Below are 14226 nucleotides of genomic sequence, written 5' to 3' on the forward strand. Positions count from 1 at the left end.
TACGCGCCCACTAGGGTCGCTGCATCTCGAAACGCTCGCGCGTATAGCTATATGCAGCACCGCCGAGCCTGCCGACTAGATCGAGCCGCGCGGAATCAACACGACCACGCTCATCTAGCACGCGGTCATCGATATGCGCCAACAACACCTCAGCGAAGATGAGCTGACAATTGGGCGACTCGGAAGGGTACGGCAGGATTTGCGCGACACGGCATTCGAAGGCAACGGGTGCGCCAGCGACCCGCTGTACCTTCACAAGGCTCGCGGATTCGCTGGCAATCCCGCAGTGTTCAAATTCGCTGATGCCATGAGGCAATGCAGCCGCAGAGGCGTTCATCGCTTCGGCTTGCTCTGCACTGACAAGCTGCACAACGAGCTCCCCCGTTTCGTGCGCGTTGCGAGCGGTGTCTTTCGGCAGGCCGTCCTTGAGTCCGACGTTGATCAGCAGCGTTGGCGGGTTGCTGCTGATCACCTGGAAAAAACTGAAAGGCGCAAGATTGCTGACGCCTGCGGTCGAACACGTCGAGACCCAGGCAATCGGTCGGGGTGTGATGGTGGACGCCAGCCAGCGGTAGGCCTCGACCGGCGCCAGGTTGGAAAAATCGAGCAGCATGCGGATTCCTACTGAGTCGGTCTGGCACTCGGCCAGAACCGATGGATAAGAAGTGGCAGCCGGACGGCTGCCACAGAATCGCAGCGGTATTAGCGGCCTGCGCGCGATTCACGCAGATAGAAGCGCGCCTTCTTGGCCTTCTCCACGCAGCCCTGGTAAGCCTCGAATTGTTGCTGGGTCTTGGCGCCAGTCAGCAGTGCCATCGCCTTGGAATAGCTAACCGTGCCGGCGAACCCTTCCGCCTCGGCCAGGCTCTGCTCTTCCCAAGCGGCGTTCAGCTGAGATGCGCAGCTGTCTCGATAGGCCGTCTTGGCTGCGCAACCGGTAAGGGCAAGTGCCAACAGCGATAGACAGATAATGTTCTTCATCGATACATCCTCTTTTCCGAGACCTGCTCAGTTTTGTTGAACCGCGGCGCGCTCGCGCAAGAATTCCACGACCGCGTCCTGTTCACCTGCGAATTCGATCCGGGCGGCCTTGCTTTCACGCTGGTAGGCGTACATCGGATCGTAGTACTGCCTTAACAACGTCTCAATCCACTCGCGGTGGAGATCAACCGAGCCGGTACTCGCTTGCTCGGCAAGCGCCTGATTCATGATTGCCGCCAGCCGTGTATAGCATTCGCCGCCAAGCCGCCTGCTGATATTGACCAGACTTTGCTGCAAACGCTCGGCAAATGCGGTGAATCCTTCTGCGCCGTACTCAACGGTGAACTCTGCACAGAGGTCGATCACATAATCCTTGAGGATGCGGTCCACCCGTCCATCGAAACTGTCTTCGAGCCAGACCAGCGGATAGTGCTGCATCCCCTGAAATAAGGGCAGCGGAATCGAACAACGACCGACCAGCCGCGCTTCATCCTCCAAAACGAACTGCCTCGCACCCGCTTTCTGCATCTTCAACAAGCGAATCGCCAGGGCGTTCTCGAAGTCGATCTGCACCGGCTGCGGAGTGGCGCGCTTGCCGAAGCTTGAACCGCGATGATTGGCAATGCCTTCCAGATCGACTCCGTCGTCCAGGCGTGCCAGCACCTCGGTTTTACCCGTCCCAGTCATACCGCCGACCAGCACGAAATTGTCATGCGCGGCGGCATGCTCAATGGTTTCAAGCAAAAAGTGCCGCATCGCTTTATAGCCACCGGTCACGCGCGGATAGTCGATCCCCGCCTCGGTTTTGAGCCACTGCTGCACCAGCTGTGAACGCAACCCGCCGCGGAAACAGTAGATGTAGCCCTGAGGGTTGTTGCGCGCGAAGTCGGCCCAACCTTGAATGCGGTCGGCCTTGACTTGACCACTCACCAACCGGTGGCCGAGTTCAATCGCCGCTTGTTGCCCATGCTGCTTATAACAGGTGCCAACCTTCTGCCGCTCGAGATCGTTCATCAGCGGCAGGTTGACCACGCCGGGGAATGCGCCTTTGGCAAATTCCACAGGCGCTCGCGCATCCATCATCGGCACATCGTTAAGGAACAGCTCAGCGAAATTTTCGGTATCACCACGCATCAACGTACCTCAACGGCATAGGCGCCGGCTTCGATCACTTCACCGATGGGCTTGAGCGTCAGGCCGAGTTCGGCGGCAACCGCGAGGAACTCCGCCTCGCCTTCCGGCGCGACCGCAACCAGCAATCCGCCACTGGTTTGCGGGTCGCAAAGCAGCTGTTTCTGCTCCTCGTCAATGGCCGCGATGCGGTCGCCATAACTGTCGAAGTTACGGCCGGTGCCACCGGGCACACAGCCTTGTTCGAGGTAGTACTCGACGCCGTCCAGACGCGGGACACAGGCGTAGTCAATGCGCGCGGTCACAGAGCTGCCATCGGCCATTTCGACCAAATGGCCAAGCAACCCGAAACCGGTGACATCGGTCATTGCCCGCACGCCGTCAAGCTTGCCGAAGTGGCTGCCGGGCGTGTTGAGCGTGCACATCCAGTCACGCGCCCTGCCGACATCCTCGGGTCGCAACTTGGCCTTTTTCTCCGCAGTGGTGAGGATGCCGATTCCCAAGGGCTTGGTCAGGTAGAGTTTGCATCCAACCGTGGCCGTGTCGTTGCGCTTCATCTGGCTCTTGTTGACCAGGCCGGTGACCGCTAGACCAAAGATCGGCTCAGGCGCGTCGATTGAATGCCCGCCTGCCAGTGGAATGCCCGCGGCTTCACACACGGCGCGACCGCCTGCGATGACGTCGCGGGCTATTTCCGGCGGCAGCACATTGACGGGCCAGCCAAGGATGGCGATCGCCATCAGCGGGTCCCCGCCCATGGCGTATATGTCACTGATGGCATTGGTCGCGGCGATGCGGCCGAAATCGAAGGGATCATCGACGATCGGCATGAAGAAATCCGTAGTCGATACAACCCCGCGCTCTTCATCGATGCCATACACCGCAGCATCATCACGCGAGGCGTTTCCGACCCACAAACGCGGATCGAGATTCTGTGCCCCGCTGCCGGCGAGGATCACGTCCAGCACCTTGGGTGAAATCTTGCAGCCGCAGCCGGCACCGTGGCTGTATTGGGTGAGGCGGATGGGTTCGCTCATCTGGGAAAGGTCTCGTGATGCTGGCAAAACGGGTGACGATTGTAGCAAGGCTGGTCACCGCATCGCTGCGCCATGGCCAATAGGGTTGCAATGAAGCGGCCGGCTCTGCGGCTTTAGCTTGAAGCTTGCAGCCCGAAGCTTGAAGCTACCGCCCCATGCCAAAGGGAGAATCACATGGGCAACAAGGTCGCACTGGTACTGGGTTCGGGAGGCGCACGCGGTTATGCGCATATCGGCGTGATCGAAGAACTCGAAACCCGGGGGTACGAGATCACCTGCGTCGCAGGTTGTTCGATGGGTGCAGTCGTAGGCGGTATTTACGCAGCAGGCAAGTTGGAAGAGTACCGCGAATGGATCGAAAGCCTGGATTACTTCGACATGCTGCGATTGGTCGATCCGAGTTTCAGCCTCGGGGCGATACGCGGCGAGAAGATCTTCGGACGGATCCGAGAGATGCTCGGATCGGTCAACATTGAGGATTTGCCGATTCCGTTCACGGCCGTTGCGACCGATCTGACGAACCAGCAGGAGATCTGGTTCCAGGAGGGCAACTTGGAACTGGCCATGCGTGCCTCAGCAGCCATCCCAAGCCTGTTCACGCCGGTCATGCAAGGCAACCGAATGCTGGTCGACGGCGGGATACTCAACCCATTACCAATCGTGCCGGTGGTCTCAAGCCACAGCGACATCATCATCGCCGTCAACCTCAACGCCAATAACCATCGACAATACCCCCTGCCGGAAATGGTCCGACCAGGGCGCTTCGATGCCATGGTCAGCTCGATCAGCTCGCACCTTCCGTTCTGGCGCAGCAAGGGGCTTGAAGAGCATATAGCCGAACTCACTGCTGTCGATGGGCCTGGCGCGAGCCAGCCGCCGGGCGCCCCGTCTGGGCAAAGCGCACCGAAGTCAGCCGAGGGTTCGATGGTGATCGACGTGGGTGGCCCGGCATCCTTGCTGGAACTCATCAACCAGAGCTTCGAGGTGATGCAATCCTCACTGACGCAATACAAGATTGCCGGCTACCCACCCAACGTGCTGGTCAACATTCCCAAGCGCGCTTGCCGTTTCTACGAGTTTTACAAAGCACCGGAGCTGATCAAGCTGGGGCAGATAATTGCCAGCGACGCGCTTGATAAGTACGAGCGCGAACAGCTCTAAACAGGGACCCGACAATCAGCAACAGCCGGCTAGTCGCGGACTGCTGCATCGTTGGATTGATTGCCCGGTAGTTTTGCTGGCGTGACGACCCCAGGCACTTCCTTGACCAGCCAGTCTTCCAGGAGGCTGTAGGCAACTGCCAGCAGCGTCGGGCCGAGGAACAGCCCCATGAAACCGAACGCCAGCACGCCACCAAACACGCCAAGCAGCACCACCACCAATGGCAGGTTGCCTCCGCGACTGATCAGGTAGGGTTTCAGCACGTTGTCCACCCCACTGATAATGAACATTCCCCAGATACCCAGGAATATCGCCATGCCGTACTGCCCCTGCCAGGCGAGCCAGAGTGTGGCAGGGCCCCAGACCAAGGGTGGGACCATCAGGAAACTGAAAGCGAACGTCAGCAGACCGAGGATCAGTGCACCGGGTACGCCTGCAATGCTGAAGCCGACGTACGCCAGAATCGCCTGGGCAGCAGCAGTGCCGATCACACCGTTGACGACGCGCTGAACTGTCCCAGCCACCAGCTCCAGGTAATGATCAGCGCGATCACCGATCAAACGGTGCAGCAGGCTATGGACGAATGCCGCCAGTTTTGGCCCGTCGCGATAGAAAAAGAACACGAGTACCAGGCTGAGCGCGAGTTCCAGCATCCCCCCGCCTACGCGCGCGCTGCGCACCAGCAACCAGTTGCCGACCTGACCGACATAGGGCCGGATCGTCGCAAAGAAGGCCGTCCCTTGCTCGTCCAGCGTGTTCCAGATATTCAACAGGTTGTCGCCGATCAGTGGCAGCTCAGCGAGCCACGCCGGCGGTGCTGGCAGTCCCTGCACTTGCAGGTTGTGCACTAGCACGTTGAACTCGCGGATCTGGTCGGCAATGTTGAATCCGAGCCAGACCAGCGGCACGGCCACCAGCACCATCCAACCGCCGGTCAACAGGGTTGCGGCAAGCGTGGAATTGCCCTTCAGCCAACGGGTCAGCACGCGCATGATCGGCCAGCTGGCGAATGCCAGCACCGCTGCCCAGAATAGCGCCGAGGCAAACGGGGCCAGCACCCACACACAGGCACCGAGCAGCACCAGGAGCAGAATCTGCACCAGCAGACGATCGTTGTTAAGCATGGTGTTACCTATGGAAGAAGGCGGTGCACTTTGGAGCAAAGTGCACCAGAAGCAGTGGCTATTGCAGTCTGAAATATACCCTCAACGCAACAGCGTCATACGTAGCCCATCCTCGTCGGAGGCCTCCGCCTCCATGCGCCGCGCCTTGATTCGCTCCTGGGTAAGCGCTTCGTACCAAGCCGCAACGCCTTTGCCTTTCAGCGAGACCCGTATCGTGCTGTCGAGCCGCAGGACATTGGCCAGCAGCGCGCCCCACTCTGCCGTCGGCTCTTGCGGCAATCGAGGCAGCCAGAGTTCGCCAGTGCTTTTCAACTGACGCAACAGGGTGCCCGGATTTGGCAGGATGATACCGAGCGGCTGATCAGGCACGAACTGCTCCACGTGCAGATAAGGACGACCGTTGCCACGGGTTACACCGTATAGCGCCATCAGCCGATCCGAATCGCCTGGCAGGCGCGCCAGCAAATAGGCTTGCCTCGCCTCTGGGCCGTACAGCGTAGAGCGATGAAACACCTCGTTAGCCCATAGACTGCTCGATCCGCACTCACGCCCCTCACACCAGAAGAGCAGTTCAGCGCCCTCGTTCAACAGACGATTTCGTCCACGCTCGAACGCTTCGATGCCGGTATGGACATCGGGCAGAAGATAGGTAACGGCCGTCAGGTGGCCGCTGGCGGCGATCTGATCGCTCATGCGTAGCCGCCCGCTGATACGCCGTATCGAATCCAGCGGATAGGTTCGGTCCAGCACGTCCCGCTCTTTGAAGCCCACGATTTCAGATTGCGGGTATCGCGGAAGCAAGTCGAAGTCTCTGCTGCCCGGAAGATCCGCCGCATCAGCGGTGCTGATAGCCAAGATCAGCGCTGTTACCCATCTAACTCGCATACGACACCTCAATGGGTCACCACCGACGGCAGGTCCAGACCCTTAGAGGTGGCAGTGGTATGGAGGTTGATCATTGCGGTGTTCCCTGCTGAGGCGATAGCCCAGCGTCACCAGTTGGCAAATGCAAGTCAAGCGGGGCTTTGCGACAGATTCTTGCGTAATCCCGTCCTGCCTCGATTCACCCTGCGAAGAACGGGTTGAAAACTGCCGCCACCGCTTCGGCCCCGACTTCATCGTCCAAGTGCAGGTGATGGCCGCCGGGCAACCGATGCAGCACGAATGGCAAGGCCTGGGTCAGTTCGAGCATGGCCGGCTGGGTCAGCAAACCTTGTTCTGCCAGCACCAGGCTCGCCGGACAGGCCACGCCATGCACGAATGCCAACGCGTGGGCACGAGTCAGGCGCATCGACGACGGCAGCATCAAACGCGCATCAGTGCGCCAGGTATAACCACCGGGAACCGGCATCAACCCTCGCTGCGCGAGCCGCTCGGCTGCCTCATGGCTGACAGCCCCCACGCCTTTCATGCGCGCCGCGACAGCCTGCTCGAAGCTGGCGTAGACCGGCTTTCGCTTGTCGTCGACGACAAGCAACTTTTGCAGCGATTCCCCAAGCTTCTGCGGCGCCGTTTCGGCTTCGCCGGTATAGGGGATCACCCCGTCGATCAGGGCCAGTCGCTCGACCCGATCAGGCATGGCACCGGCCAGCAACACCGACACGATGGCGCCCATCGAGTGCCCCAATAAAGAAAACCGCTTCCAGCCAAACTGTTCGGCCGTCTGCAAGACGTCGTGCGCGTAGTCCCAGATGTTGTACGCCGCCCCAAGCGGTCGATGATCGGAATGCCCGTGCCCTGGCAGGTCTAGCGCAACGATCCGGACGCCCTCAAGCAACGGCGCCAAACGCGAAAAGGTGGCCGCATTGTCCAGCCAGCCGTGCAAAGCAATGACCGGCTGACCGTCCTCCGGACCGTACAGGTGAGCCGCTACCTCGATATGTGGAAGGCTCAGGCGGATCTCTTCGAACGTGACACTCATGCGGCACCCCGCCTGTCCAGTTCGGTCCAGCGACCGAACAACTGCCTGAGCAGGGCCGCGGTTTCACCCGGTCGCTCGAGCGGAAACATATGCCCGCCGGGCAAGGTATGCGCCTCGCCGTGGGCGACCAGTCGTAGCAGATAAAGATGATGGGGCAGCACAACTCGGCTTTCACGTCCCCGCACGACAGCCAGTGGCATCTTCAGCGCATGGGGCCAGCCGGGCGTCACATGCGGCACGCTGCGATAGATACGAATTTCAGTCTCCGGGTCGAAGCGCAAACGCACCCCTTGAGCAGTCGGCTCGAGCCCATGCTCGACATACGCATCCAGGCAGGCAGGATCGAAAGCGCGAAACAGTGCTTTGCTGGCGAAGTAACGCCGCGCTTCGTCGACGCAACTGAACTGTTCGCGACGACCAAGGGTACGCCCCGCGGGCGTCAGACGATCAATGAAACCAAAGCGTTTACCCGCCCAGATCAAGGTTTGATCCAGCCAGGTCGGCATAGGCGAATCGAGCATGACCACCCCGCGATAAAGCTCCGGGCGTTGTAAGGCGGCGTGATAGTGCAGCATTCCACCAAGCGAATGCCCGACTCCCCAGACCGGCTCCTGCAACGCCGCTAGCTGTTCAATCAGCTCCTGCACCAGGTTCTGCCAGTTGTCATCGACCGGGAAGCGCGGGTCATGACCGTGCTGATCGAGGTGGGTGACTGCGTACTCGGGCGTCAGGTCTTCAAACAGCTTGCGATAGGTGGCAGATGGAAAACCGTTGGCGTGAGCGAAAAAAATGCGTTGCGTCATGAGTTATAGGCGCTGGATGGACACGACGGCCATTGTCTGGCGCCCCTTCCCTTAACGGCAATCGGCCGAAGCGGCAGAAGCAAAGGCAGTCCTGCCAAACAGAGCGCCTACGACGCCTCCATAGGCTGCGGACTGTTTTCGCCAATCGGCACGACCGCAACAGTCAAACGCGAAATGCAGCTCAGCTTGCCGTCATCCCCGTGCAGCCGTATGTCCCAGACGTGGCTGGACCGTCCCAGATGAACCGGACGACAGACCGCGGTGACACGACCGCTGCGTACCGCGCGGATATGGTTGGCGTTCACTTCGAGGCCGACACAATAAAATCGGCTCGGGTCGATGCATTGGTAGCTGGCCATGGACCCAACGGTCTCAGCGAGCACTACCGAAGCACCGCCGTGCAGCAACCCATAGGGCTGGTGAGTACGGGAGTCAACGACCATGCTGGCTGTGAGGCAATCCTCTTCGACTGCTTCGAAACGAATATCTAGCAGCTCGACAATGGTGTTCTGACGGTTGGCGTTGAGTTGTTCGAGGCTCGGTGGTCGCTGCCAAATGCTCACGTATCGCTCCTGTTTTTGTTTTGTCTGCGCAAGTCACTTGCAGTTGCAAGCGCAGCATCGATAGTAGCTAGTGCAATTAGACTGGATGCCGCAGCGCAACCAGGCGCATCAACCCCGCCGCAACGTGCTCCCCTTCCAACTCAGCCAGGCTAGCGGTTGCCATCGGAATGGGCGCGTCGCGGTGACCACTGACCAGCCACCCGCCGAACACACCGACAAAGGGCTGATGGGTGACCAGCAACACGTGCTGTTCGCTACGACGATCGAGATAAAGCAGCGCATCGGCCGGATCAGATTCCGGCGTCAACCAGGGTACGGTTTCCACCGATCGGCTAAAACCGAGCGCCTGCCGGACGATCTCAGCGGTCTGTTGGGCTCGCTGATAGGGACTTGCCAGAATGGCCTGCAGCGGTTGCCCTTGTAGATGCGCGGCGGCGCGCTCCACTTCGACTCGACCCGCAGCGGTGAGGTTACGCTCGGCATCGGTCCGGTTGCGGGGCTCGGCTTCGCCGTGGCGCAACAGCCACAACATCATGGCTGCGGCTCCTGTTTTGGTGGGGCCGGCTGTACTGGAGGCACCGCTTCCCTATCGGCCGGACGCGGTTTCGGCCAATCGGACATCGGCCAAGGCTTGCGATCGGTATTGAACGTGCCGAAACGGCCTATCTGCGCCACGTACTGGCTGAGGCTGTCACCGAACTCCAGTAAGCTGTCGTTGGCCTTGCCGTTCACCGCCTGCAGCACCAACTGCGCCACGATTACAACCAGCAGGGCCAGTTCGGCCAACTGCCAGACAAAAAAGAAAATCAGCATCCAGAGTGCGCGCAGAATCAGCGACTCGCGCTCTGCGCTGCGGTGTGATGTGTTCATTGGTAGCTCCGTTGTCGTATCAGAAACCGTCGGTGGAAATGAAATCCACGTCGGTCTTCGGTTCACCGCGCATCAGCAGCGCAATCACCTGATCCAGCGTACGCCCCTCAAACAGAATGGCATGCAGACCCGCGACCAGTGGCATGTAGACCTGTAGCTCCTCGGCCTTGGTCTTCAATACCTTGATGGTATTGACGCCTTCGGCCACTTCACCCAGCCGCGACACCGCCTCATCGAGACTCAACCCCTCACCAAGAGCATGGCCCACCTGAAAGTTGCGACTCTTCGTCGAGGTGCACGTGACGATCAGGTCTCCCACCCCTGCCAGCCCGAGAAACGTCATCGGATTTGCGCCGAGCCTAACAGCAAAGCGAGTCATTTCAGCCAGGGCGCGCGTGATCAGCATACTGCGGGTGTTTTCGCCCATGCCGAGGGCTGCGGCCATACCAGCCATGATCGCGTACACATTTTTCAATGCTCCGCCAAGCTCGACGCCAAACCGGTCAGAACTGGCATAGACACGAAACGTGCGCCCATGCAGCGCCTGCTGCACGCAACGGCAAAGCGCCTCATCGTCGCTGGCGACAACCGTCGCGGTCAGTGCATGCTCGGCTACTTCTCGCGCCAGGTTAGGTCCTGAAATCACCCCGATTCGGGCCTGTGGCGCGATTTCTTCCAGGATCTGGCTCATCAGCATGAAGCCCTGGGCCTCGATACCTTTCGTAGTGCTAACCAACATCTTCCCCGATAGATGATCAGCGAAAGGGGCCAAGGCCTGGCGCAAGGCGCTGGAAGGCAATGCGACGAAGATCAGCTGACAGTCAGCCAACGTCTGCCCAAGATCGGTGACAGGGCAGACGCCTGGCAGCAGCGTCACACCTTTCAGATATCGCGGATTCTGGCGGTGCGTGCGAATGCTCTCGGCCTGCTCGGCATCGCGCATCCACAAACGGACGCTGTGGCCGTTCTCGGCAAGCAGGTTTGCGATAGCGGTTCCGAAGCTGCCGCCGCCAAGCACCGCTATGGGTTGCTGTTCAGTCATGGGGGATCCGTTTAGGCACAGAGTGCAATGGTCAGCATTATACGTAGCGCTCCGCACGCAACCAGTGCAAACCCTGATGCCAGCAGAATCATCCGATTACAATTTCCGGTCGCGCCGAGCGACAGCGAAAGACCGTGTGGCCAGGCTTGCGTTGTCAGCATCCTGGGGCGGCATTCCCCAATGGTCTATAAGAGGCAGAACGTCACATGGTCGTTGTCACGGATCAGGAGTGTTAAAGTATCGGCCCGTTTCTACCGTGGTGGTCTCGTGGTTGGTCGAAACGAGCGGTACCCATGTCCCTGTGCTGTGACTTTCAGCGCAAGGCGGCAGTCTATGACTAGTCTTATGGCCGGACTCGCTTATTCGAGTCGGATGAACGCAGCAAGCCCTCCATAAAGGGACCATTGAGGAATACGCATGACCAAACAACAGGCCTTTACTCGGGAAGATCTGCTCCGTTGCAGCCGCGGCGAGCTGTTCGGCCCCGGTAATGCGCAACTGCCCGCGCCGAACATGCTAATGGTTGACCGCATCGTTCATATCAGCGAAGTCGGCGGCAAGTACGGCAAGGGCGAGCTGGTTGCAGAGCTGGATATCAACCCTGATCTCTGGTTCTTTGCCTGCCACTTCGAAGGTGACCCGGTCATGCCTGGCTGCCTGGGCCTCGATGCCATGTGGCAGCTGGTCGGCTTCTATCTGGGCTGGCAGGGCAACCCGGGCCGTGGTCGTGCGCTGGGTTCTGGCGAGGTCAAATTCTTTGGTCAGGTCCTGCCGACCGCCAAGAAGGTTACCTATAACATCCATATCAAACGCACCATCAGCCGCTCTCTGGTACTCGGTATCGCCGATGGCACCGTCAGCGTGGATGGTCGCGAGATTTACAGTGCCGAAGGTTTGCGTGTCGGCCTGTTTACATCTACTGATAGCTTCTGAAGGACTTCCGCATGCGTCGCGTCGTAATCACCGGCCTGGGTATCGTTTCCTGCCTCGGCAATGACAAAGACACCGTTTCCGCCAACCTACGGGCCAGTCGCCCCGGTATTCGCTTCAATCAGGCCTATGCCGATATGGGCCTGCGTAGCCAGGTCTCCGGCTCGGTTGATCTGAACCTCGAAGAGCTGATCGACCGCAAGGTTCTGCGCTTCATGGGCGATGCGGCAGCTTACGCCTATCTGGCGATGCAACAGGCCCTGGAAGACTCAGGCCTCAGCGCCGAGGATATTTCCAACCCGCGCATCGGCCTCATTGCAGGATCCGGTGGCGCCTCTACCATCAATCAGATGGAAGCCATCGACATCCTTCGCGAGAAGGGCGTCAAGCGCATCGGGCCATACCGTGTACCGCGTACCATGAGCAGCACGGTTTCCGCTTGCCTGGCGACGCCGTTCCGCATCAAGGGCATCAACTACTCCATCGCCTCGGCCTGCGCCACCAGCGCACACTGCATCGGCCATGCGATGGAACAGATCCAAATGGGCAAGCAGGACGTCGTCTTTGCCGGCGGCGGAGAGGAAGAGCACTGGAGCCAGAGCTGCCTGTTCGACGCCATGGGCGCCCTCTCCAGCCAGTACAACGAGACGCCGGAAAAGGCCTCGCGCGCCTATGATGCCAAGCGTGACGGCTTCGTCATCGCGGGTGGCGGCGGCATGGTGGTGGTCGAAGAGCTGGAGCATGCGCTCAAGCGCGGCGCTAAAATCTACGCGGAAATTGTCGGCTACGGCGCGACCTCCGATGGCTACGACATGGTCGCACCGAGCGGCGAAGGCGCGCTGCGCTGCATGCAGCAGGCGATGGCCACGGTTGAAGGTGATGTCGATTACCTGAACACCCATGGCACCTCCACTCCTGTGGGCGACGTCGCTGAGAGCAAGGCCGTACGCAACATGTTCGGTGACAAGATCCCAGCCATCAGCTCGACCAAGAGCCTGTCAGGCCACTCACTGGGCGCCGCAGGTGTTCACGAAGCGATCTATTGCATGCTGATGATGCAGGGCAACTTCATTGCCGGCTCGGCCAACATCGAAGAGCTCGATGCAGAAGTCGCGGATCTGCCGATCGTTCGCGAAACCCGCGAAGATGCCAAGATCGACACCGTCATGAGTAACAGCTTTGGCTTCGGCGGCACCAACGCAACGTTGGTACTGAAGCGCTGGAAAGGCTGATCACCACAGCTGGTAAACGACAACGGCGCCTCAGGGCGCCGTTGTTGTTTGTGGATGTTTATATGTCGCCATCATCAGATCGCGTAACCAAACCGGAACGCGACCTGGACAAAATCAGTAGATCAGGAAGCCTGCATCTGTCCTTCCACATCCCCATGCGCTATGCATGATGCGGCTGTAAAGAGCGCATCCGTCGAGGAGTTCAGCGCAGTCTCGGCCGAATCCTGAATTACTCCGATGATGAAGCCGACAGCGACGACCTGCATCGCCAAATCGTTGGAAATCCCAAACAGGCTGCAAGCCAGCGGAATCAGCAACAGCGAACCGCCAGCGACACCAGAGGCACCGCAGGCACAAACCGCCGCGAGCAGGCTGAGCAAGATCGCCGTCGGGATATCCACAACGATGCCCAGCGTGTTCACGGCTGCCAATGTCAGCACCGTAATGGTAATAGCCGCCCCACCCATATTGATGGTCGCACCAAGCGGGATCGAAACCGAGTAGGTGTCCTTATGCAGCCCGAGGCGCTCGCACAATTGCATGTTCACCGGGATGTTGGCTGCGGAGCTGCGGGTAAAGAACGCAGTGATACCGCTCTCCCGCAAGCAGGTGAACACCAACGGGTAAGGGTTGCGGCGAATCTGCCAGAACACGATCAAGGGGTTAACCACCAGCGCCATGAACAGCATGCTGCCCACCAGCACCATCAGGAGCTGCAGGTAACCGGCCAGCGCGGCAAAGCCGGACTCGGCTAAGGTCCCCGCTACCAGACCAAAGATACCCAGCGGAGCAAACCCGATGACGACCTTGACGATCAAGGTAACGCCTTCCGAGACATCGGCGATCAGATCGCGAGTGCTCTGACGCGCGTGCCTAAACGCAAACCCAAGTCCAATCGCCCACGCCAGGATGCCGATGAAATTACCTTCGATCAGCGCATGGATCGGGTTATCCACGACGTTGAACAGTAACGTTTTCAAAACAGCCCCGACACCTGCAGGCGGTACGACGTCATTTGCCTGGCTGACCAACGTCAGGCTTGTCGGGAACATGAAGCTGGCGATAACAGCTACGGCTGCCGCACTGACCGTGCCCAACGCATAGAGCATCAGAACCGGACGAATGTGCGTCGGCTGTCCGCGCTTGTGGTTGGCTAGCGACGCAGTGACCAGAACGAACACCAATACCGGCGCAACCGCCTTCAATCCTGCGACGAACAGACTTCCCAGCAAGCTGACTGACGCTGCGGCCTCGGGCCACAGCCAGGCCAGAAGACAGCCCGCAACAAGGCCGACCACAATCTGCGTGACCAGACCGATACGGTTATAAGCTCGAATTAGAGGAGATGAGGGATTGGACATAGCGAAGTCTCGGCGTAGACGGCTGGATCAGGCGAGGCCCATCGCCCTGGAAGCGACAGCCGAAGCCCTG

At 59.8% G+C, this 14226-nt stretch carries 16 protein-coding genes; 3 read left to right on the forward strand and 13 right to left on the reverse strand.

The annotated features are described in order from the left end of the window. Positions 1-10: 10 nt before the first annotated feature. The 4 genes from C1896_13485 to C1896_13500 form a co-directional block, all read right to left on the reverse strand. Positions 11-613 (reverse strand): flavin reductase family protein, encoded by a 603-nt coding sequence (locus C1896_13485; GenBank protein AZZ45818.1) that lies wholly within the window; start codon positions 611-613, stop codon positions 11-13. Positions 614-702: 89 nt separating this feature from the next. Beyond that, complete coding sequence (locus C1896_13490; GenBank protein ID AZZ45819.1) at positions 703-981, reverse strand: hypothetical protein; 279 nt, start codon at positions 979-981, stop codon at positions 703-705. 27 nt (positions 982-1008) lie between these two features. After that, positions 1009-2115: a tRNA 2-selenouridine(34) synthase MnmH gene (locus tag C1896_13495; protein ID AZZ45820.1), complete on the reverse strand. Its 1107-nt coding sequence runs from the start codon at positions 2113-2115 to the stop codon at positions 1009-1011. After that, positions 2115-3149, reverse strand: coding sequence for a selenide, water dikinase SelD (locus C1896_13500; GenBank protein ID AZZ45821.1), 1035 nt, complete (start codon positions 3147-3149; stop codon positions 2115-2117). The genes C1896_13495 and C1896_13500 overlap by 1 nt, the downstream gene beginning before the upstream one ends. Positions 3150-3323: 174 nt before the next feature. On the opposite strand from C1896_13500, the gene C1896_13505 reads away from it, so the two are divergent. Continuing rightward, complete coding sequence (locus C1896_13505) at positions 3324-4310, forward strand: alpha/beta hydrolase (GenBank protein AZZ45822.1); 987 nt, start codon at positions 3324-3326, stop codon at positions 4308-4310. Between the two features lie 29 nt (positions 4311-4339). Here C1896_13505 and C1896_13510 read toward each other — a convergent pair whose 3' ends face one another. From C1896_13510 to C1896_13545, 8 genes are all read right to left on the reverse strand, one after another. Further along, on the reverse strand, positions 4340-5434 hold the full coding sequence (locus tag C1896_13510; GenBank protein ID AZZ45823.1) for an AI-2E family transporter: 1095 nt from the start codon (positions 5432-5434) through the stop codon (positions 4340-4342). Between the two features lie 81 nt (positions 5435-5515). Continuing rightward, the gene (locus C1896_13515) at positions 5516-6319 is read right to left on the reverse strand and encodes a DUF4892 domain-containing protein (protein AZZ45824.1); all 804 of its coding nucleotides are present in this window, start codon (positions 6317-6319) and stop codon (positions 5516-5518) included. Between the two features lie 178 nt (positions 6320-6497). Next, complete coding sequence (locus C1896_13520; protein AZZ45825.1) at positions 6498-7355, reverse strand: alpha/beta hydrolase; 858 nt, start codon at positions 7353-7355, stop codon at positions 6498-6500. Continuing rightward, on the reverse strand, positions 7352-8158 hold the full coding sequence (locus C1896_13525) for an alpha/beta hydrolase (GenBank protein ID AZZ45826.1): 807 nt from the start codon (positions 8156-8158) through the stop codon (positions 7352-7354). The genes C1896_13520 and C1896_13525 overlap by 4 nt, the downstream gene beginning before the upstream one ends. Before the next feature lie 107 nt (positions 8159-8265). After that, positions 8266-8721 (reverse strand): esterase, encoded by a 456-nt coding sequence (locus C1896_13530; GenBank protein AZZ45827.1) that lies wholly within the window; start codon positions 8719-8721, stop codon positions 8266-8268. Between the two features lie 76 nt (positions 8722-8797). Continuing rightward, entirely contained in the window at positions 8798-9256 is a 459-nt protein-coding gene (gene sixA / locus C1896_13535) for a phosphohistidine phosphatase SixA (protein ID AZZ45828.1), read from the reverse strand. After that, a complete protein-coding gene (locus tag C1896_13540; GenBank protein ID AZZ45829.1) occupies positions 9253-9591 on the reverse strand; it encodes a DUF4389 domain-containing protein in 339 nt (112 codons plus the stop codon). The genes sixA and C1896_13540 overlap by 4 nt, the downstream gene beginning before the upstream one ends. 19 nt (positions 9592-9610) lie before the next feature. Then, complete coding sequence (locus C1896_13545; GenBank protein ID AZZ45830.1) at positions 9611-10633, reverse strand: NAD(P)H-dependent glycerol-3-phosphate dehydrogenase; 1023 nt, start codon at positions 10631-10633, stop codon at positions 9611-9613. A 417-nt stretch (positions 10634-11050) separates the two neighbouring features. On the opposite strand from C1896_13545, the gene C1896_13550 reads away from it, so the two are divergent. Both C1896_13550 and C1896_13555 read left to right on the forward strand, forming a co-directional pair. Next, positions 11051-11566 (forward strand): 3-hydroxyacyl-[acyl-carrier-protein] dehydratase FabA, encoded by a 516-nt coding sequence (locus C1896_13550; protein AZZ45831.1) that lies wholly within the window; start codon positions 11051-11053, stop codon positions 11564-11566. An 11-nt stretch (positions 11567-11577) separates the two neighbouring features. Continuing rightward, on the forward strand, positions 11578-12795 hold the full coding sequence (locus tag C1896_13555) for a beta-ketoacyl-[acyl-carrier-protein] synthase I (GenBank protein AZZ45832.1): 1218 nt from the start codon (positions 11578-11580) through the stop codon (positions 12793-12795). Between the two features lie 122 nt (positions 12796-12917). Here C1896_13555 and C1896_13560 read toward each other — a convergent pair whose 3' ends face one another. Further along, entirely contained in the window at positions 12918-14156 is a 1239-nt protein-coding gene (locus C1896_13560; GenBank protein AZZ45833.1) for a serine/threonine transporter SstT, read from the reverse strand. Positions 14157-14226: the final 70 nt, after the last annotated feature.

The organism is Pseudomonadaceae bacterium SI-3, assembly GCA_004010935.1.
In the GTDB taxonomy this organism is placed as follows: domain Bacteria; phylum Pseudomonadota; class Gammaproteobacteria; order Pseudomonadales; family Pseudomonadaceae; genus Stutzerimonas.

What these genes read in the sequence shown, in the direction of transcription:
- C1896_13485 (AZZ45818.1), bottom strand. Translation starts at nt 613, where the DNA reads ATGCTGCTCGATTTTTCCAACCTGGCGCCGGTCGAGGCCTACCGCTGG.
- C1896_13490 (AZZ45819.1), bottom strand. Translation starts at nt 981, where the DNA reads ATGAAGAACATTATCTGTCTATCGCTGTTGGCACTTGCCCTTACCGGT.
- C1896_13495 (AZZ45820.1), bottom strand. Translation starts at nt 2,115, where the DNA reads ATGCGTGGTGATACCGAAAATTTCGCTGAGCTGTTCCTTAACGATGTG.
- C1896_13500 (AZZ45821.1), bottom strand. Translation starts at nt 3,149, where the DNA reads ATGAGCGAACCCATCCGCCTCACCCAATACAGCCACGGTGCCGGCTGC.
- C1896_13505 (AZZ45822.1), top strand. Translation starts at nt 3,324, where the DNA reads ATGGGCAACAAGGTCGCACTGGTACTGGGTTCGGGAGGCGCACGCGGT.
- C1896_13510 (AZZ45823.1), bottom strand. Translation starts at nt 5,434, where the DNA reads ATGCTTAACAACGATCGTCTGCTGGTGCAGATTCTGCTCCTGGTGCTG.
- C1896_13515 (AZZ45824.1), bottom strand. Translation starts at nt 6,319, where the DNA reads ATGCGAGTTAGATGGGTAACAGCGCTGATCTTGGCTATCAGCACCGCT.
- C1896_13520 (AZZ45825.1), bottom strand. Translation starts at nt 7,355, where the DNA reads ATGAGTGTCACGTTCGAAGAGATCCGCCTGAGCCTTCCACATATCGAG.
- C1896_13525 (AZZ45826.1), bottom strand. Translation starts at nt 8,158, where the DNA reads ATGACGCAACGCATTTTTTTCGCTCACGCCAACGGTTTTCCATCTGCC.
- sixA (AZZ45828.1), bottom strand. Translation starts at nt 9,256, where the DNA reads ATGATGTTGTGGCTGTTGCGCCACGGCGAAGCCGAGCCCCGCAACCGG.
- C1896_13540 (AZZ45829.1), bottom strand. Translation starts at nt 9,591, where the DNA reads ATGAACACATCACACCGCAGCGCAGAGCGCGAGTCGCTGATTCTGCGC.
- C1896_13545 (AZZ45830.1), bottom strand. Translation starts at nt 10,633, where the DNA reads ATGACTGAACAGCAACCCATAGCGGTGCTTGGCGGCGGCAGCTTCGGA.
- C1896_13550 (AZZ45831.1), top strand. Translation starts at nt 11,051, where the DNA reads ATGACCAAACAACAGGCCTTTACTCGGGAAGATCTGCTCCGTTGCAGC.
- C1896_13555 (AZZ45832.1), top strand. Translation starts at nt 11,578, where the DNA reads ATGCGTCGCGTCGTAATCACCGGCCTGGGTATCGTTTCCTGCCTCGGC.
- C1896_13560 (AZZ45833.1), bottom strand. Translation starts at nt 14,156, where the DNA reads ATGTCCAATCCCTCATCTCCTCTAATTCGAGCTTATAACCGTATCGGT.